Origin of the sequence: Solibacillus faecavium (assembly GCF_014836905.1) — a bacterium.
GTDB classification, from domain to species: domain Bacteria; phylum Bacillota; class Bacilli; order Bacillales_A; family Planococcaceae; genus Solibacillus; species Solibacillus faecavium.
Window position 1 is genome coordinate 399,417 of the sequence record NZ_JACSPZ010000001.1, and the last position, 17,823, is coordinate 417,239.

The 17,823-nt window shown below is 37.6% G+C and carries 18 protein-coding genes; 2 read left to right on the forward strand and 16 right to left on the reverse strand.

Features of this window, described 5'->3' with window-relative positions:
• Position 1: 1 nt before the first annotated feature.
• From H9635_RS02005 to H9635_RS02070, 14 genes are all read right to left on the reverse strand, one after another.
• Positions 2-913: a dihydroorotate dehydrogenase gene (locus H9635_RS02005; protein WP_191698468.1), complete on the reverse strand. Its 912-nt coding sequence runs from the start codon at positions 911-913 to the stop codon at positions 2-4.
• Complete coding sequence (locus H9635_RS02010; RefSeq protein ID WP_191698469.1) at positions 910-1,683, reverse strand: dihydroorotate dehydrogenase electron transfer subunit; 774 nt, start codon at positions 1,681-1,683, stop codon at positions 910-912. The genes H9635_RS02005 and H9635_RS02010 overlap by 4 nt, the downstream gene beginning before the upstream one ends.
• A 1-nt stretch (position 1,684) precedes the next feature.
• The gene (gene carB / locus H9635_RS02015; RefSeq protein ID WP_191698470.1) at positions 1,685-4,882 is read right to left on the reverse strand and encodes a carbamoyl-phosphate synthase large subunit; all 3,198 of its coding nucleotides are present in this window, start codon (positions 4,880-4,882) and stop codon (positions 1,685-1,687) included.
• On the reverse strand, positions 4,875-5,975 hold the full coding sequence (locus H9635_RS02020) for a carbamoyl phosphate synthase small subunit (protein WP_191698471.1): 1,101 nt from the start codon (positions 5,973-5,975) through the stop codon (positions 4,875-4,877). Before H9635_RS02020 ends, carB begins: the two co-directional genes overlap by 8 nt.
• On the reverse strand, positions 5,975-7,249 hold the full coding sequence (locus H9635_RS02025; protein WP_191698472.1) for a dihydroorotase: 1,275 nt from the start codon (positions 7,247-7,249) through the stop codon (positions 5,975-5,977). The genes H9635_RS02020 and H9635_RS02025 overlap by 1 nt, the downstream gene beginning before the upstream one ends.
• Before the next feature lies 1 nt (position 7,250).
• The gene (locus H9635_RS02030; RefSeq protein WP_191698473.1) at positions 7,251-8,129 is read right to left on the reverse strand and encodes an aspartate carbamoyltransferase catalytic subunit; all 879 of its coding nucleotides are present in this window, start codon (positions 8,127-8,129) and stop codon (positions 7,251-7,253) included.
• Between the two features lie 242 nt (positions 8,130-8,371).
• Positions 8,372-9,670: a solute carrier family 23 protein gene (locus tag H9635_RS02035; RefSeq protein WP_225231065.1), complete on the reverse strand. Its 1,299-nt coding sequence runs from the start codon at positions 9,668-9,670 to the stop codon at positions 8,372-8,374.
• 25 nt (positions 9,671-9,695) lie between these two features.
• Positions 9,696-10,241: a bifunctional pyr operon transcriptional regulator/uracil phosphoribosyltransferase PyrR gene (gene pyrR / locus H9635_RS02040; protein WP_191698474.1), complete on the reverse strand. Its 546-nt coding sequence runs from the start codon at positions 10,239-10,241 to the stop codon at positions 9,696-9,698.
• 386 nt (positions 10,242-10,627) lie between these two features.
• The gene (locus tag H9635_RS02045; protein ID WP_191698475.1) at positions 10,628-11,320 is read right to left on the reverse strand and encodes a hypothetical protein; all 693 of its coding nucleotides are present in this window, start codon (positions 11,318-11,320) and stop codon (positions 10,628-10,630) included.
• Entirely contained in the window at positions 11,313-11,828 is a 516-nt protein-coding gene (locus H9635_RS02050) for a sigma-70 family RNA polymerase sigma factor (protein WP_225231066.1), read from the reverse strand. The genes H9635_RS02045 and H9635_RS02050 overlap by 8 nt, the downstream gene beginning before the upstream one ends.
• Positions 11,829-12,451: 623 nt before the next feature.
• Positions 12,452-13,354: an RluA family pseudouridine synthase gene (locus H9635_RS02055; RefSeq protein WP_191698476.1), complete on the reverse strand. Its 903-nt coding sequence runs from the start codon at positions 13,352-13,354 to the stop codon at positions 12,452-12,454.
• Positions 13,354-13,830: a signal peptidase II gene (gene lspA, locus H9635_RS02060; RefSeq protein ID WP_191698477.1), complete on the reverse strand. Its 477-nt coding sequence runs from the start codon at positions 13,828-13,830 to the stop codon at positions 13,354-13,356. Before lspA ends, H9635_RS02055 begins: the two co-directional genes overlap by 1 nt.
• 346 nt (positions 13,831-14,176) lie before the next feature.
• Entirely contained in the window at positions 14,177-15,319 is a 1,143-nt protein-coding gene (locus H9635_RS02065; protein ID WP_318245168.1) for a glycosyltransferase family 4 protein, read from the reverse strand.
• A complete protein-coding gene (locus H9635_RS02070; RefSeq protein WP_191698478.1) occupies positions 15,312-16,010 on the reverse strand; it encodes a glycosyltransferase family 2 protein in 699 nt (232 codons plus the stop codon). The genes H9635_RS02065 and H9635_RS02070 overlap by 8 nt, the downstream gene beginning before the upstream one ends.
• A 154-nt stretch (positions 16,011-16,164) precedes the next feature.
• Between H9635_RS02070 and H9635_RS02075 the strand changes: the two genes are divergently transcribed.
• Entirely contained in the window at positions 16,165-16,341 is a 177-nt protein-coding gene (locus H9635_RS02075; protein WP_191698479.1) for a DUF2642 domain-containing protein, read from the forward strand.
• 18 nt (positions 16,342-16,359) lie between these two features.
• Positions 16,360-16,575, forward strand: a complete 216-nt coding sequence (locus H9635_RS02080; protein WP_191698480.1) for a hypothetical protein — start codon at positions 16,360-16,362, stop codon at positions 16,573-16,575.
• A gap of 152 nt (positions 16,576-16,727) precedes the next feature.
• Here H9635_RS02080 and H9635_RS02085 read toward each other — a convergent pair whose 3' ends face one another.
• Both H9635_RS02085 and H9635_RS02090 read right to left on the reverse strand, forming a co-directional pair.
• On the reverse strand, positions 16,728-17,054 hold the full coding sequence (locus H9635_RS02085; RefSeq protein WP_191698481.1) for an AzlD domain-containing protein: 327 nt from the start codon (positions 17,052-17,054) through the stop codon (positions 16,728-16,730).
• Positions 17,051-17,767: an AzlC family ABC transporter permease gene (locus H9635_RS02090; RefSeq protein WP_191698482.1), complete on the reverse strand. Its 717-nt coding sequence runs from the start codon at positions 17,765-17,767 to the stop codon at positions 17,051-17,053. The genes H9635_RS02085 and H9635_RS02090 overlap by 4 nt, the downstream gene beginning before the upstream one ends.
• Positions 17,768-17,823: the final 56 nt, after the last annotated feature.

Genomic DNA, 17,823 nt, shown 5'->3' on the forward strand with positions numbered 1-17,823 from the left:
ATTAACGGTGGCTCCTTCCGATAATTTCTGATATATGTTCAACCTGCAATACATCTAGCAAGCCTGGTAATTCTTCAATAATCGTAGGACATACGAAATGATCGACAAAGTTTGCAGTACCAACTGCAACGGCTGATGCACCTGCCGACATAAAATCAATGACATCTTGCGCACATGTTATGCCACCCATACCGATAATCGGAATATTTACCGCTTTATAAACATCATATACCATACGAATAGCAACTGGTTTAATTGCCGGACCGGATAATCCACCTGTTCCATTTGCAATAACTGGTTTACCTGTTCGCTCATCTAAACGCATACCAACTAGTGTATTAATCATTGTAATGCCATCCGCCCCACCTGCCTCAACAGCTTTTGCGATTTCGACAATATTCGTTACATTTGGCGATAATTTTACATAAACCGGCACACTCGAAACCGCCTTAACAGCAGCAGTTAATTGTTGCGCAGTACTAGGATCTGTTCCGAACTGAATACCCCCACATTTAACATTCGGACATGATATGTTTAATTCCAACGCTTTTACATTGGATGCTTTCGAAATACGTTCTGCGACTTCTACATAGTCTGCAACTTCAGTACCCGCTACATTTGCAATGATTGGAACATTATAGTTTTCTAAAAACTTAAGTTCTTCTCCCATTACCTTGTCGATACCCGGGTTTTGCAGCCCAATCGCATTTAACATCCCCGCAGAGGTTTCTGCTACACGTGGCGTTGGATTTCCTTTACGTGTTTCTACAGTTGTTGCTTTAATCATAATTGCACCAAGAAGTGAAAGATCATAAAGTTTTGCATATTCGCGACCAAAGCCGAAGCAACCTGAAGCAGGCATAATTGGATTTTTTAGTTCTAATCCTGGAAGTTGTAAATTTAATCGACTCATAATGCCACAACTCCTTTCGGGAATACTGGTCCGTCTGAGCACACTTTCACATAATCTTTTACATAGTTTTCCGTTGTATCACATACACAGGCAAAGCACGCCCCGATACCGCAACCCATACGTTCTTCAAATGATAAATAGCCCTCTTTGTCCGGGTAATAACCTTCCAATGCTCTTAGCATCGGTAATGGACCACACGAATAAAATACATCAAACTCAGGTTTCACCTCATCAAATACAGTTGTGACAAAGCCCTTCGTTCCTTTCGTGCCATCAACAGTTGCATAATACGTGTCGCCAAGAGCTTTAAATTGCTCCTCATAAAAGCACACATCCTCAGATTGGAACCCTAAAACGTGAATTGTTTTCACTCCGCGAGCATTTAGTTGCTTAGATAATTCGTGAAGTGGCGGGACACCAATTCCTCCACCGACTAAAAGCGCAGTTTGACCAGGTTCCGCTGCTTCAACTGGGAAGCCATTTCCAAGAGGACCTAATACATCCACGATTTGACCTTCACGGTTTGTTGCAAGGAATTTTGTTCCGCGGCCCTCTGCACGGTAAATCATCGTAAACTCATTTTTTTCTTTATCTACATTTGCGATACTAATAGGTCTACGCAGCAACGGTTCGAATGTATCTGACACTTTTACATGAACAAACTGGCCAGGAGTCATGTCCTGAACCAGTTGTCCTTGTAGTGTCAATTCGAAAATATTCGTGGCAATTTGCTTTTGCAAAATAACAGTCATTTTCTCTTGACGAATCATTTTAATGTACTACCTCCGCTTTCGGCATTTCTTCTGCAGTAAATGTCATCGATTCAATAACACGCAACATTGCTTCTGCTGTATCAAGTGATGTTAAACAAGGTACACCATTTTCCACTGACTCACGGCGAATTCGGAAGCCATCACGTGCCGGTTGTTTACCTTTAGTTAATGTGTTAACAACTAATTGTGCTTCGCCATTTTGAATTATATCGATTAACGTTTTCCCTTTACCGCCGATTTTTTCAACGACATCGGTTTTCACACCATTTTCTTCAAATAGCTTCGCTGTACCTTCTGTCGCTACAATGCGGTAGCCAACTGTTGAAAAGCGTTTAGCTAAAGTAACAGCCTCTTCTTTATCTTTATCCGAAACTGTGAATAGGATTGTACCGTGTGTCTTAATTTCCATACCTGCCGCTACAAAGCCTTTGTATAATGCCTTTTCGAAAGTTGCATCTTTCCCCATTACTTCACCTGTCGATTTCATTTCAGGTCCTAAAGTGATATCAACACGACGTAATTTTGCAAACGAGAATACCGGTACTTTCACGAATACGCCTCGTTTTTCAGAAGCTAATCCTGTAGGGTAGCCTTGCTCGATGATTGTTTGGCCTAGAATTGCTTTTGTAGCAATGTTTGCCATTGGGATATTTGTGATTTTACTTAAGAATGGTACTGTACGAGAAGAACGCGGATTTACTTCGATTACGTAAATCTCCCCTTCACTCATGACATACTGGATATTCATTAACCCAACAATCCCCAAACCTTTTGCAAGACGTGTTGTATAGTCTACTAATGTTTCTTTCTGTGCATCTGTTAATTTTTGCGGTGGATATACTGAAATGGAGTCACCAGAGTGTACCCCTGCACGCTCAATGTGTTCCATAATGCCTGGGATCAATACATTTTCTCCATCACAGATTGCATCAACTTCAATTTCCTGACCTGTTAAGTAACGGTCAACTAACACCGGGTGATCTGGAGATGCCTCTACCGCATGCTCCATATAGTGTGCCAGTTCTTCCATATTGTAGACAATTTCCATTGCACGTCCACCAAGGACATATGAAGGGCGGACTAATACTGGGAAGCCTAATTTCTCACCGATTATTAACGCTTCTTCCTTCGATACTGCTGTCTCCCCAGCAGGCTGTGGAATACCAAGTTCCTGTAAGGCTGCTTCAAATTTATTACGGTTTTCGGCACGGTCAATATCTTCCAATTTCGTACCTAAAATTTTCACACCGTTCGCTTCTAGCTTGTCTGCCAAATTGATTGCTGTTTGACCACCGAACTGGACAACAACGCCAATTGGCTGCTCTAAATCGATAATATGCATAACGTCTTCGATTGTCAGTGGCTCAAAGTATAATTTATCTGAAATCGAGAAGTCCGTTGATACCGTTTCAGGGTTTGAGTTGATAATAATCGCTTCGTAACCTGCTTCTTGAATTGCCCATACCGAGTGAACTGTTGCATAGTCAAACTCTACTCCTTGACCTATACGAATTGGACCTGAACCAAGTACAACAACAGATGGTTTGTCTGTACGGATTGATTCATTTTCTTCCTCGTATGTACCATAAAAGTACGGTGTGTTCGACTCGAATTCGGCAGCACAAGTATCTACCATTTTATATACCGGGATGATGCCTTCTTCTTTTCGGAATGCATATACCTCTGACTCTTTCATCTCCCAAAGCTGGGCAACTTTCTTGTCTGCAAATCCTAAACGCTTCGCTGTTCTTAATACATCTTTATCCATTTTATTTTCGACAAGAGTCGTTTCCATATCGACAATTTTCTTCAATTTTGTTAAGAAGAATAAGTCAATGGCAGACCATTCATGGATTTTTTCTACTGAAACACCACGGCGGATCGCTTCTCCAATGAAGAATAAGCGCTCGTCTCCTGCTTTTTTAATACGCTTTTCAATCCATGAATCCGACAAATCTTCAGCGTGTTTCATCTCAAGGTGTACATGACCTGTTTCTAATGAACGGACTGCTTTTAATAATGCTTCTTCAAATGTACGACCAAGTGCCATAACTTCACCAGTTGCCTTCATTTGTGTACCTAAGTTACGTTTTGCAGACTCGAACTTATCAAATGGCCAACGTGGAATTTTAGCTACAATATAGTCAAGTGCTGGCTCGAAACAAGCGAATGTTGAACCAGTTACAGGGTTTTTGATTTCATCCAAAGTAAGGCCTACTGCAATTTTAGCTGCAAGTTTCGCAATTGGATAACCTGTCGCTTTAGAAGCTAGTGCAGATGAACGGGATACACGTGGGTTTACTTCGATAACATAGTATTGGAATGAATATGGGTCTAACGCTAATTGCACGTTACAACCACCTTCAATTTTTAGTGCACGAATAATTTTCAGTGAAATATTACGCAACATTTGATTTTCGCGGTCCGATAATGTTTGTGTCGGTGCTACTACGATTGAATCTCCCGTATGAATACCTACTGGGTCGAAGTTTTCCATATTACAAACAACGATTGCATTATCTGCAGCATCACGCATTACTTCATACTCAATTTCTTTAAATCCGGCAATTGACTTTTCAAGTAAACACTGCGTTACTGGAGAATATTTTAAACCTGATGTTACAATCTCCTGTAAATCCTGGTCATTGTAACAAATTCCCCCACCTGTACCGCCTAGTGTGAATGCTGGACGGACAATTACTGGGTATCCAATTTTTGCAACGAAAGCTTTTGCTTCTTCCATGTTGTGGATGATGTCTGATTCTGGAACAGGTGCTCCTAGCTCATACATTAAATTACGGAACAAATCACGGTCTTCAGCTTTATGGATGGCATCCAGTTTTGTCCCTAAAATTTCGATTCCCAACTCGTCTAAAATTCCAGACTCATCAAGTTCAATCGCCATGTTTAACCCTGTTTGCCCACCTAAAGTTGAAAGGATCGCATCAGGACGCTCTTTACGTAAAATACGAGATACGAATTCTAAAGAAATTGGCTCGATATATACTTTATCTGCAATTTCTGTATCCGTCATAATTGTCGCCGGGTTTGAGTTAATTAAAATTACTTTATAGCCCTCTTCTTTTAATGAAAGACAAGCTTGTGTTCCTGCATAGTCAAATTCTGCTGCTTGTCCGATAACAATTGGACCTGATCCGATTACTAAAATTGTATTTATGTCTGTACGTTTAGGCATACTGATTCTCCTTCGCTGCTTCTTTTTCCATCATTTCAATAAATTCATCAAATAAGTGATTCGAGTCTTCCGGGCCTGGTGAAGCTTCCGGATGGTATTGCACAGTGAAGATTGGATATTTCTTATGGCGTACACCTTCACAAGTCCCGTCATTTAATGCAACATGTGTCAGTTCTAAATCTGTATCTTTTAAAGAATCGATATCTATAGCATAGCCGTGGTTTTGGCTCGTTAAATCGGTACGACCTGTGCGTAAATCTTTTACTGGATGATTGCCGCCGCGGTGTCCAAACGGTAACTTAAAGCTTCGCGCACCACATGCTAATGAGAATAATTGGTGACCTAAGCAAATACCGAAGATTGGCACTTTTCCGATTAAACCTTTAATTGTTTCAATACCTTCTGATACGTCTTCCGGGTTACCTGGTCCGTTTGATAACATAATCCCGTCCGGATGCAAGGATAAAATTTGCTCAGGCGTTGTGTTATAAGGAACAACAAGTACATCGCAATCACGTTTGTTCAATTCTCGTAATATGCCATGCTTCATTCCGAAATCCAGTAAAACTACTCGTTTACCACGACCTGGTGATGGATATGCTGCTTTAGGCGAAACTTCACGGACATGGTGCGTAATAAATGGTGTTTCTTGAAGTTGTGCAACCGTTTCTTCTATATTTACTTCTGCATCCGCTTCAGTTAAGATGGCACGCACCGCACCTTTTTCACGAATAATTCGTGTTAATTTACGAGTATCTATTCCTTCAATACCAGGAATGTCCTGTGCTGTTAAATAAGCATCTACCGACATATCAGATCGCCAATTTGAAGGCTGATCTGCCAATTCACGTACGACAAATCCTCTGATAGCAGGTGTAATAGATTCAAAGTCATCACGGTTAATGCCGTAGTTTCCGATTAATGGATATGTTAAAGTTACAATTTGACCATAAAATGATGGATCAGATAATGTTTCTTGGTAGCCTGTCATCCCTGTTGTAAATACGACTTCTCCCTGACTTGCTTTATCACTACCAAATGCCGTACCTGTAAATACAGTGCCGTCTTCTAAAATTAATAAACGTTTTTTCATTATTCTGCCTCCTGGTATACAATTTTGCCTTCGAAAATCGTTGCTACTGGCCAGCCTTTTGCTGCCCATCCGTTAAATGGTGTATTGCGACCTTTTGATACAAAACCTTCAGCATCAATCGTCTGCTCTTTTTCTAAATCGATTAGTACGATATCCGCTGAAGCACCAACCTCCAATGTTCCGTATGGAAGATCAAAAATTTGAGCTGCCTTCACACTCATCCAATCTACTAATTGTTTTAATGTCCATTTTCCTGTTGCTACAAAGTTTGTATATAGTAATGGGAATGCTGTTTCAAAACCAACAATTCCGAATGGCGCACCCACCATGCCACAGCATTTTTCTTCTACTGTATGTGGGGCATGGTCTGTTGCGATACAATCAATCGTTCCGTCAAGTAATGCTGCATGCAGTGAATCTTTATCGTCTGCAGCACGTAATGGCGGGTTCATCTTCCAGTTGGCATCATCTGAAGGAATGTCCATTTCTTCTAATAATAAATGATGCGGACAAACTTCTGCCGTCACTTTAATTCCTGCTGCTTTAGCGTCTCTTACTGCGCGTACAGATTCTTTCGTCGATACGTGGCATACATGGTAGCGCGCACCTGCTGCTTCAGCAAGTAGTACATCACGTGCAATTTGAACAGATTCACAAATTGACGGAATGCCAGGTAAGCCAAGCTCTTTATTTCGTTTTCCTTCGTGCATAACACCATCGTAAATAAGTGAGTTATCTTCACAGTGTGCTACAACTACCGCATCCAGTTTTGCTGCTTGTTGCATTTGCTCATACATTGTAGAAGCGAGCTGAATACCAACACCATCGTCAGAGAATGCAACTGCGCCATGTGCTTTTAACTCTTCCATGTCAGTTCGAACTTCTCCTGAAATATCCTTAGTTAGTGATCCATATGGCAATACACGAATGATTGCACTGTCTTGAATTAAATTATTAATCAGTTGCATATTTTCAACAGAATCTGGTACAGGCTTTGTATTTGGCATGGCACAAATTGTTGTAAAGCCTCCCTTTGCTGCTGAAGCTGTACCTGTTGCTATCGTTTCTTTATGTTCAAATCCCGGTTCACGTAAATGTGTATGTACGTCTACAAAACCTGGTGATGCAAAAAGACCTTTTCCGTCTATAATTGTTGCATTAGATGGTATATTTCCATTAATTGAAGCGATTTTGCCATTCTCTATTACAATAGTAGAAATTACTAATTCTCCTTTTTCATTTAGCAACTTCACGTCCTGAATAACTGTTGTCATCTTAATCTCTCCCTTTCAAAATCGTTTCTAATATAGCCATTCTTGTGTAAACACCGTTTCGTACTTGTTGGAAAATTCGGGAACGTTCACATTCTACAAGAGCATCAGCAATTTCTACATCACGGTTGACCGGGGCCGGGTGCATAATAATCGCATTTTTTTTCATCAGCTTTTCTCTTTCAACCGTTAAACCGTACTCTTCATGATAGCTCTCTTTTGAAAAATTTTTACTTACTGAATGCCGTTCATGTTGAATCCGTAAGAGCATAATGACATCACTATCTTCGAGCACTTCATCCCAACTATGCGCAGCTTCAAAATCACCTGCCCAGGCAGGCGGACATAAAAATCGGATATTTGCCCCTAAACGCTGCAGTGCTGTTGCATTTGATTTTGCGACACGGCTATGTGATATATCTCCGACAATAGTTATATTCAAGCCTTCAAATTCACCGAACTCTTTACGAATGGTATAAAGATCGAGTAAACATTGAGAAGGATGTTGACCAGCACCATCTCCTGCATTAATAACCGCACACCCGATTCCTTCTAAAAGCTCATTGTAATATTCATCTTCTTTATCCCGGATTACGACTGCGTCTATTCCGATCATTTCTAATGTTCTGACAGTATCGTACAGCGTTTCTCCTTTTGTAGTGCTCGAAAATTCTGCATCAAAGGGGATTACCGTACATCCTAGACGGCGCTCCGCCATTTCAAAGCTTGTTTTTGTACGGGTGCTAGGTTCAAAAAATATATTTGCTACATTGTAAGCGCGCTTTAGAATCGGTTCTTTTCCATTTTCGAAATGTTGTGCTCGATCTAAAATAGACATTATTTCTTCATTCGATAAATGTTCCATTGATAATAAATTTTTCATGCCCGCGCCCTCCGCTACTATCAATTACATGTCAAAGTAACTGATAGCTTAATTTTATTTTATTACATTATGTATATTTAATCTACTTTTTGTTTAAATATGCATACGTTGTTTATAAATAAGCCCCGCTATAACTTTAGCGAGGCTTAAAGGGTGTAACAAACTAAGGTATCATCTTGATAATGAACCTTGTATGTCATACCCTTCGTAGCCTCTCTGGACAAATCTTTAAAAGGTATTGCTTATTCTTCTATTTCATAAATATCTTTTTCAACTATTTCACGACCTGGTAATACTAGATTTAAAACAACACCGATAATCGACGCTAACGCCATACCTTCAATAGCAAAGCTTTCAGTGAATCGCATTGCGGCTCCGCCGATTCCTACTACTAAAATGACAGAGGCAATTACCATATTTCGGTTGTTCCCAAAGTCTATGTTGTTCTCCACAAACATACGCAAACCGCTTGCTGCGATGATACCGAACAGTAAAATTGAAATCCCCCCAAGCACTGCTGTTGGAATTGTTTCAATTAAAGCCATTAGCTGCCCTGAGAATGACACAATAATTGCGACTATCGCTGCACCTAAAATAACGTAAACCGAGTAAACACGTGTGATTGCAAGTACACCAATATTTTCGCCGTAAGTTGTTTTTGGAGGTCCTCCAATTAAGGCCGATGCAAATGTTCCTAGCCCATCCCCTAAAAGTGAACGATGTAAGCCTGGATCCTTAACATAGTTACGATTTACAACTTTCCCCAACACCAGCTGGTGACCGATATGCTCTGAAATCGTTACAATAACAACTGGTACCATACCGATTAAAATTGCACTTGTAACTTTAAATTCATAATCAACGCCTGGAATCAGGAATTCCGGCATTGCCAGGAATTTCGCATTTTGCACTGCTGTAAAGTCAACGATACCGACAATTACTGAGTAAATATAGCCAACTACGATTCCAAGTAAAATTGGCATTGCACTTAATATATTTTTAAAGAATACGTTGAAAATAATAGCTGCTGCCAATGTTACTAATGCTGCCGAGAAGTGAAGTCCGTTGTATTTCCCATCCACGTTCATCGCCATATCGACTGCTACACCTGATAGTCCTAATCCAATAACGATAATAACCGGTGCTACAACAATTGGTGGTAAAATATTCATTAACCATTTATAACCTGTTTTCCAAATTAATAAAGAAACAATTCCGTATACTACCCCGACTGCCATCGCTCCGATCATGGCATTTCCTGGATTTACTTCTACACCCGCTTGTCCAAATCCTGTTACTAAAATAATTGGTGAGATAAAAGCAAAGGAAGAGCCTAAGTAAGCCGGCACTTTAAATTGTGTTACGAGCAGGAAAATAATTGTGGCAATTCCGCTTGTTAATAGTGCAATTGCAGGGCTTAACCCGACTAATTTCGGTACTAAAATTGTTGATCCGAACATGGCAAACATGTGCTGGAAACTAAATGTGATCAGCTGACCAGCACTTGGCTTCTCTTGAATATCTAATACTGCTTTTGACATTATTTTCTCTCCCTGTACGCTCTAATTAATCTACTTTATGAATCGTGATAATATCTTGTCCATCTGTTTCTTCTAAATTCACTAGAATACGCTCTGTACTCGATGTCGGAATATTTTTCCCTACATAATCTGCTCTAATTGGAAGTTCTCTATGACCACGATCCACTAAAACTGCTAATTGAATTTGCGCAGGTCTTCCTAAATCCATGACAGCATCCAAAGCCGCGCGTACTGTCCTTCCTGTATAAAGCACATCATCAATAAGAACAATTTTTTGGTCGCTTACTTGATATTCAATATCTACTTGCTGTACTTGAGCTTGATCATCCACTTGCTTTGTTGATAAATCATCACGGTACAATGTAATATCCAGCTCTCCTGTACGAATTGCTTTGCCTTCAATTGTTTCAATTCTTTCTGCAAGACGTTTAGCTAAATAAGCACCACGTGTTTTAATTCCTACTAGAATTACTTCATCAATACCTTTATTACGTTCAATAATTTCATGGGCAATCCTTGTAATGGCACGATTCATTGATGGGCCATCCAGTAATACGGAAATATGTTCCATGTTGTTTCTCCTTTCATTTTTTAGTAATGTTCACGGGATGTTAAATGTCTTCATTTCAAACAAAAAACCCTCTAGAAGTTCTAGAGGGTTTGAAAAGGTCATGTTGAAAAAACTGCATACGGATATTTTTGCGCACAAAAATGCCGTAAATGCTTACATTATCCCTTCTCAGCCTCTCTGGACTGCCATTAAAGGTGAACAATATTCTGAATAGTAGCGTCTACCTGCTTGCTCTCGTCAAGGTCTGTAGCTCACTGTAGTCAGTATATGCCTCATCAATTTAGAAGTCAATAAACATTCCGAAGGTCAGACAACTGAAAATAAATGTTTAAATAATCATAATTATCTGTTATTTTTAAAAAAACTAAATCACCTAATATATAAAGCTAATTTGTACTTTCCATCAATTTTATATACCCTTCATTTTCTCTAAGCTGCTCTAGCTCGGCAATTGATAAATATAAATACAAATTCCCCATAGGCGTTATCTCAGCTTTTATTATTTGTGAAGTTTCACTTGAATAAAGGTAATGTTGTCCATAAGCCGTAAATTTCATTCCATTGTATGCCTTATATATTTTTTCAAACTGTTCTTCATTTGTATTCAGAAGCAACATTGAAAATAACTTCTCATCATAAAAGTAAAATCTGGCCTCTCCCTTATAATTTAATATAAAGTCAGCACCATTGCCGTCCTCCTGAATCTCTGTTAACTCACTGTCAGCTATTAATTCTGCTACTCGAATTTCTGTTAAATTCTTTTCTCCTAAGCGTTCTACTATATCTGATTTTAAATCACCTAAAGTAAATCCATTTAAATAAAATAAACCATGTTCTTCATAAAATTGCGGTTGAGTAAAATCAAATTGCGGGGTATTAGCTGAATGCTGGTTATCACTCATTATTTGGTTTAGCATAAAGAACATCATACATAATGTAAAAATTGCGCTAATCATTATAAATCGCCATCTATATTTTGGTTTTGTTCGTTTATTCTCGATCTCTTGCACTACATTTTGAATAACACGTTGTTTCATTACTTTTAAATCTTTTATCTCTTTAGGTGTATAGTTATCCATTTAGCAGCACCTCCCATTCAATATCTTTCAATACATCTTTTAATAATTCTTTTCCTCTTCTTAGACGTGTTTTGATCGTACTTTCTGGAGTAGATAGTAAAAGAGCGATCTCACTAATTTTCATATCATTAAAATAATAATAGATAAGTACTTCTCTATGTTTTAACGGTAATTCTAGAATTGCATCACCAACGATTGTTTGTTCATCTTTCCTAACCAATCCATCTGAATCTATTTTAATCGTGGAAGGAAAAATCTTTTGCAGTTGTACTTTTTTATATGTCCAACTTTTTAAGTAATCTTTACTTTTATTAGCAGTCATTTTGTATAAAAAAGCTTTTAGTTCTCCACGTTCTTCATATTTATATTGAGCATGATAGATCTTTATAAATACTTCCTGTACAATATCCTCTGCTGCCTGGCGATCCTTTACGTAGTAATAAGCCAAACGGATTAACGGCTCTGTATAGAGATTCATTATTTCTTTTAAATCATGAATAGTTAACAAGAATACAACTCCTTTCTCTAGATTATTAACGATTTCCAATATGTGAGAGTTTGGATTTATAGAAATATTTTTATGAATGTTTTAATTTCTCAGCAAGATCAAATAATAATATGGCTCATCACCATAACATGTGGTTGCTTTTCTAATAAAATTCCACTTGATTGGTGGGCTGGGGCAAGACAGCGCTAAAGCCACGTGATACGTGTCTTTATCACTGCCTTTATTGCCGTTTACGAGGCCCACCAATCCCAAAATTTTGCCCTCGTTATAAAGTGAGATAAAAAACACCTAATCAAGCCGCTTGCGCCATCGCGAGGCGGCAATTTTGTCATCCCCAACTTTTTGGTGATGAATCAATAATATGGTATATATTGTATTATTTTACATTATCCCAACACAAACGAATAAGTTTTTTATTGCCTTCCTAAAATAAGGGGAGAATTGACCGTTAATTTTATGATGTAGATCATTTTTAGGTCAATAACGGAAATTCCTTCCTCTATTTTTCTCGTCACGCAATTCAATAAAAGCTTTGGAGCCAAGCCATCCGGAATCCCTGCCCCGGGACAGCAAAAAAACCGAACCCTCTAAAGGATTCGGTTGCTCTTATAAGAAATGTATTATTACCCGCGTAACTCTTCTATTAATTGTTTGAAGTCTTCCGGTAGTGGTGATTCAAACTCTAAATATTCTTTCGTAACTGGATGGATAAATCCTAATACACCTGCATGTAATACTTGCCCACCAAAATCGATTGTTTTCTTTGGACCGTATTTTGGATCCCCTGCCAATGGGAAACCGATATAATTCATGTGCACACGGATTTGGTGTGTTCTTCCTGTCTCCAAGCGACATTCAACTAAAGTAAACTCACCGAAACGCTCTATTACTTGGAAGTGCGTCACGGCATGTTTGCCTTTATCTACAACTGCTTGCTTTTGGCGATCTTTTTGATCACGCCCGATTGGAGCATCAATTGTTCCTTTTTCGTGGGCAATATGACCATGTACCAGCGCTGTATATTTACGTGTTACCGATTTATCGACTAATTGATTCACTAATCCTTCATGGGCAACATCATTTTTTGCAACCATTAATAAGCCCGAAGTATCTTTATCAATACGATGCACAATTCCTGGACGTGCTACTCCGTTAATACCTGATAAATCTTTGCAATGATGCATTAAGCCGTTTACTAAAGTACCTGAAGTATGTCCAGGTGCTGGGTGTACCACCATACCACGTGGTTTGTTTACAACTAATACGTCTGCATCTTCATAAACAATTTCTAAATTTAAATCTTCAGGAACGATTTCTAAATCTTCTACTTCAGGGACGTCTACTTCAATGACATCCCCTTGTCTTACTTTGTATTTTGCTTTTACTTTCACGCCATTTACTAAAATGCGCTCTTCGTCAAGCCAATTGCCAATTTGTGAACGTGACCATGATCCTTCCATTTGTGAAAGTGCCTTATCAATACGTTCTCCAGCTAGTTCCTCTATCGTTAATGTGACTACTGCCATTATTTCACCTTTTTCTTATCCTTTTTTTCTTCTAGAATGATCGTAATAAAGAGCATGACTACAGCAATTGTCAGTGCTGCATCAGCTATATTGAAGATTGGGAAATGATAATTGACTACCGGTATATAAACATCGACAAAGTCAACTACTTCTCCTCGGAATAAACGGTCAATAAAGTTACCAACCGCACCACCTAAAAGTAGCATTAAACTAATATGAAAAAGTGGCTTACCTTTTGCTTCTGTATGATTAAAATAAATAATGGCGATAATGACTGCAACTGTTACGATTGTGAACAACCACATTTGTCCTTCCAGCATACCCCATGCTGCACCACGGTTACGATGCGATAAGATGCCAAACCAAGGATCCCAAACACTGATGCGTTCACTTAATTCCATATTTTTAACGACTAGCCATTTTGTCCATTGATCTAAAATGACTGCAACTATAGCTATTCCGTAATATTTATACACAGCAAATCCTCCGTTTACGATATATCTTTCCTATCTTAACATATAGACAATGCAACAAGCTACAAAAACACAAGCTCAAAACCTTATAATATCAAGGTTTTCTATTTATATTATTAACTTCAACTTTGTAATAAAATGTATAACAACGTTTGTATTTGGGGCAAATTGGGACTAACCTTATGTACTAAATTTGCAGAGAAGGGAAATTGATAAAGCAAAGGTTTATGAATTTAAAAATTTATGAAAATAGCTCAATTCCACTGATTAGGGAATTGAGCCATTATTATGTAATAGATGGACCAGCGATAAACAATTAATCCAATCCATCCAATATAAAATAAATTTTTCACTTTGAAGTGTAATCTTTTTTAGTTTCATAGTAGATTTTCAAAATTTCTTGTGTGACTGTCTGAATGTTAAATTTCTCTTTGACAATCTCTCTAGATTTCTTTCCATTTAGCTTGAGCTGTTCTTGATCCTTCAATAATTTTGTTAAATCGTCTCTTAATATGTGTCTGCTACAAGGCATTATTGATCCATGGTCTCCAAAGTAATGGTTCCATGCTTCTTCTAGATTGTCATTATTCACAATCCCAAAATAGCCATGGTTTCCAATCGCAATAATTTGTTTTTCCGATGCCATTGCTTCTAAAGCCACGCGTCCTGTTCCGACTATACAATCAGCAGCTCCATAAAAAGCATTCAAATTTTTTTGTTCACCTACTACATGAATGAACTTGTCATTACATGTTTCTTCAATCTTTTGGGATAAGAATTTAATGTCATCTAATTTGTCGCCATCTCCTACAATAATGACATGAAGATCAGGAAATAAACTCAATTTCAAATCCTTACAAGCTCGTAAAAAAATACTACAAACATGAGCCTTTGCCCATGCAATTCTACTTGCGTAAAGAAGGACAATAGAGTCTTCATGTATCTTCAATTCATTTCTAATCTCTTCAGAAGATGAATTTCCTGGATAGTCCTCTAAATTAATTCCGTTTGGTACTAAGTAAGGATTTTCTATATTAAATGTATTTGCATAATTACATAAAGGAGGACTTACACAGATTACTGCATCGGCTAATTTAAAGAGCTCCTGTATTTCATGGTTTGGATAATAAGTTCCATGTATAGTTAAGACTGTAGCAATTCCTTTATTATTTGCTGCCTGGCCAGCTAAATAACCTGATGGCGTCTGATGAATATGAATATGAGAAATATTTTCAAATTCTATGATCTGTTCTATTTTTTGAACTAACTCTAACTCATGTTCTTTTGGAAGGGAAATCGTTTTGGGGAAATCTATATTATAAATAGGGCATTGTAACTCTTCAAAGGAATTGACTAAACTTCCGTTTTTTTGAGCAGCAATTGCAACAAAAATATTATTTTTAATTAATTCTTTTGCTAAACCTAATACATGTGTTTCAGTTCCTCCAACATATAATGCATCGATTACAAGTAAAATTCTTACCCTATCCACTATTATCTCCTCCATAAAATTTTTTAGATCGTTGTTGATCATGTTGTCGATAGTAATATAAGACCTCATTTAGGTTTTCTATATTTAAATGCGCATTTAAAAATTTAACGATAAATTCATAGTCTTCTGCACCATGTATTCTTCGAGTCGGACCTCCAAGCATGTCAAAAATCTTTCCACGAAACAAGATGGTTCCATGACAGATGCAGTGACCACCTTCTGCATAAACCTTACGAATAGCATCTCCATATTCTAACCAATTTGCCATTTGACCACTTTCTTTTAAATTGATATCCGTAAACACCTGATAATTTGTTCCAATTAAATCATACTCTTGATTTTCTTCTAAAAAGTCTACTTGTTTTTCAAAACGTAAAGGATGTGAGATATCATCTGCATCATTTACCGCAATATACTCACCCGAACTCATAAAGTATCCGACTGTAAGTGCTCCTGCAAACCCTATATTTATAGGAAGATTACATACGATTATTGGGAAAGGCGGATTTGATTTTTCTACCCACTTTTCTACTATACTTTGCGTTTGATCAGTCGAGGCATCGTTCACCAGTATTACTTCCATTTTTTTGTATGACTGTGCTTGTAGTGAATTTAGGCAATCTACTATATATGGGCCAGCATTATAGCATGGAATAACAACACTTACTAAACCTTCTTGTCTATCCTTCATAATCTTCACCTCAAAGCTATGATATGAATCTTACTTCACATACTTTGTGCGCAATACTCAATTTTATTAAAATAACAAAAAATAGAATATATACCTAAGCAACTTTTTATTACAAACATATACTTTAAGATTCCATTATAGAAGGGGGATTATTATGCAACTACTTCGCACTTTTCTTAATTCTTTAAAAGGTTCGACTTTAGAAGTTACAACGGAATATTCAAGAGTTTCCGGGAAGTTAATAGAAGTTAAAACTGACTATATCAAGCTTAAGTCAAATTCTAATTTACTGTATATTCCATTAGGAAGTATTCAAAATATAGCTTATTAAAATAGGGGGGTGATTGAATTGAATGCAAAATTATATTTACAGCTTGGAGAGTATTTGAATAAGGAAATAACGGTCGCGGTAGGTGAAGTGCTTATTACTGGAACATTAGTATCGGTAAATACGGAATTTTTAACACTAATTGAATCAACAGAGCAGTACGAAAGAGAGTCTATAACTAGAGTCATCATTTTATCACAAATAGGCTTTGTACAAGTGGCCGAACAGTTAGTATAAATAAATGCATAGTTGATGTAGTGGAATACAAAAGGTTACTGTAAAAAAACGGCTATCCGAAAGTTCAGTTTTTGTGGATAGCCTTATTAATGTAAAAATGTAATTTTAGCAAGAAAATTATGTTTGGAATCATAAAATATAAACTTTTCACTTTAACTAAAAAAAAATCTAAATCCAGCCATCGTTAGAACACCAGCAATAACAGTTTTAGATAAACTTTTTGTAAGTAATGCGACAAATAATGTCGGGATAAATACCAACACATTTATCCATTGTACCGTTACTATAGTTGAATCTTTTTCAAAAAAACCTTCAATTACCAATGCTGATAATATACAAACCGGTATGTACGCAAGCCATCTTAACACTATTTTAGGCAACTTCATGTTTTTCACTAATATAAATGGTAATATTCTTGGAATCCAAGTCACGAGTGCACAGCCTAAAATTAATAATACCATCGCAATAGAAGTCGTCATTTTTCCATAGCCACCCCTATCGTTGCTACAATAATTGTAGATAGTAGTACTGCCAAATGGCCAGGCATAAAATACAGCATCCCATACATACTTATCGCCATGATGCCAATAAGCTTTATGTAATGCATAAGTTTTTCTTTCGGAATGCTGGCAAGTGTTAGGACAAGTAGTGCTACAAACATTGCTACCAATGCATAATCTAAACCCAATTTTTCCGGATTCGGCAGCCATTGACCGATGACTCCACCTATTGTGCACGCCGCAATCCAAGTCGTATACGCTGTAATATTTAATCCATCCATCCATTTCCCGCCAAGGTGCCCTTCTTTCCCGGCTGTAACGACAGATACACCGAATGTTTCATCGGTCAGTAATGTGCCAAAGCCTATGTTGCGCAATGTTGAATACTGAGTGAAATACGGGGCAATTGTTAAGGACATTAGTAAATGGCGCAAATTTACGATGAAAATAGTGATGATAACCGCAGTAACTGGTGCACCCGCTAAATAGAGTCCACAAAAAATAAACTGTGCAGATCCTGCGTATACAAGTACCGACAGTAAAAACACCTCAAGTAAAGAAATACCGGATGCAATTCCAACGACACCAAATGCAAGACCAATGCTTATATAGCCGAGTAAAGTCGGAATACAATCTTTTACCCCCTGGATGAATGTATCAGGTGTAAATAGCTTTTGTTCTACTTGTGCCAAAGCTATATCTCTCCTAAATTTTTTATTTTTCAGAAAACTAAAAATGCTATAAAGAA

Excerpts from the sequence above, each read along its gene's own strand:
- H9635_RS02010 (WP_191698469.1), bottom strand. The coding sequence starts at position 1,683 with ATGATTCGTCAAGAGAAAATGACTGTTATTTTGCAAAAGCAAATTGCC.
- carB (WP_191698470.1), bottom strand. The coding sequence starts at position 4,882 with ATGCCTAAACGTACAGACATAAATACAATTTTAGTAATCGGATCAGGT.
- H9635_RS02020 (WP_191698471.1), bottom strand. The coding sequence starts at position 5,975 with ATGAAAAAACGTTTATTAATTTTAGAAGACGGCACTGTATTTACAGGT.
- H9635_RS02005 (WP_191698468.1), bottom strand. The coding sequence starts at position 913 with ATGAGTCGATTAAATTTACAACTTCCAGGATTAGAACTAAAAAATCCA.
- H9635_RS02025 (WP_191698472.1), bottom strand. The coding sequence starts at position 7,249 with ATGACAACAGTTATTCAGGACGTGAAGTTGCTAAATGAAAAAGGAGAA.
- H9635_RS02075 (WP_191698479.1), top strand. The coding sequence starts at position 16,165 with ATGCAACTACTTCGCACTTTTCTTAATTCTTTAAAAGGTTCGACTTTA.
- H9635_RS02055 (WP_191698476.1), bottom strand. The coding sequence starts at position 13,354 with ATGGCAGTAGTCACATTAACGATAGAGGAACTAGCTGGAGAACGTATT.
- H9635_RS02035 (WP_225231065.1), bottom strand. The coding sequence starts at position 9,670 with ATGTCAAAAGCAGTATTAGATATTCAAGAGAAGCCAAGTGCTGGTCAG.
- H9635_RS02045 (WP_191698475.1), bottom strand. The coding sequence starts at position 11,320 with ATGGATAACTATACACCTAAAGAGATAAAAGATTTAAAAGTAATGAAA.
- pyrR (WP_191698474.1), bottom strand. The coding sequence starts at position 10,241 with ATGGAACATATTTCCGTATTACTGGATGGCCCATCAATGAATCGTGCC.
- H9635_RS02070 (WP_191698478.1), bottom strand. The coding sequence starts at position 16,010 with ATGAAGGATAGACAAGAAGGTTTAGTAAGTGTTGTTATTCCATGCTAT.
- H9635_RS02085 (WP_191698481.1), bottom strand. The coding sequence starts at position 17,054 with ATGACGACTTCTATTGCGATGGTATTATTAATTTTAGGCTGTGCACTC.
- H9635_RS02030 (WP_191698473.1), bottom strand. The coding sequence starts at position 8,129 with ATGAAAAATTTATTATCAATGGAACATTTATCGAATGAAGAAATAATG.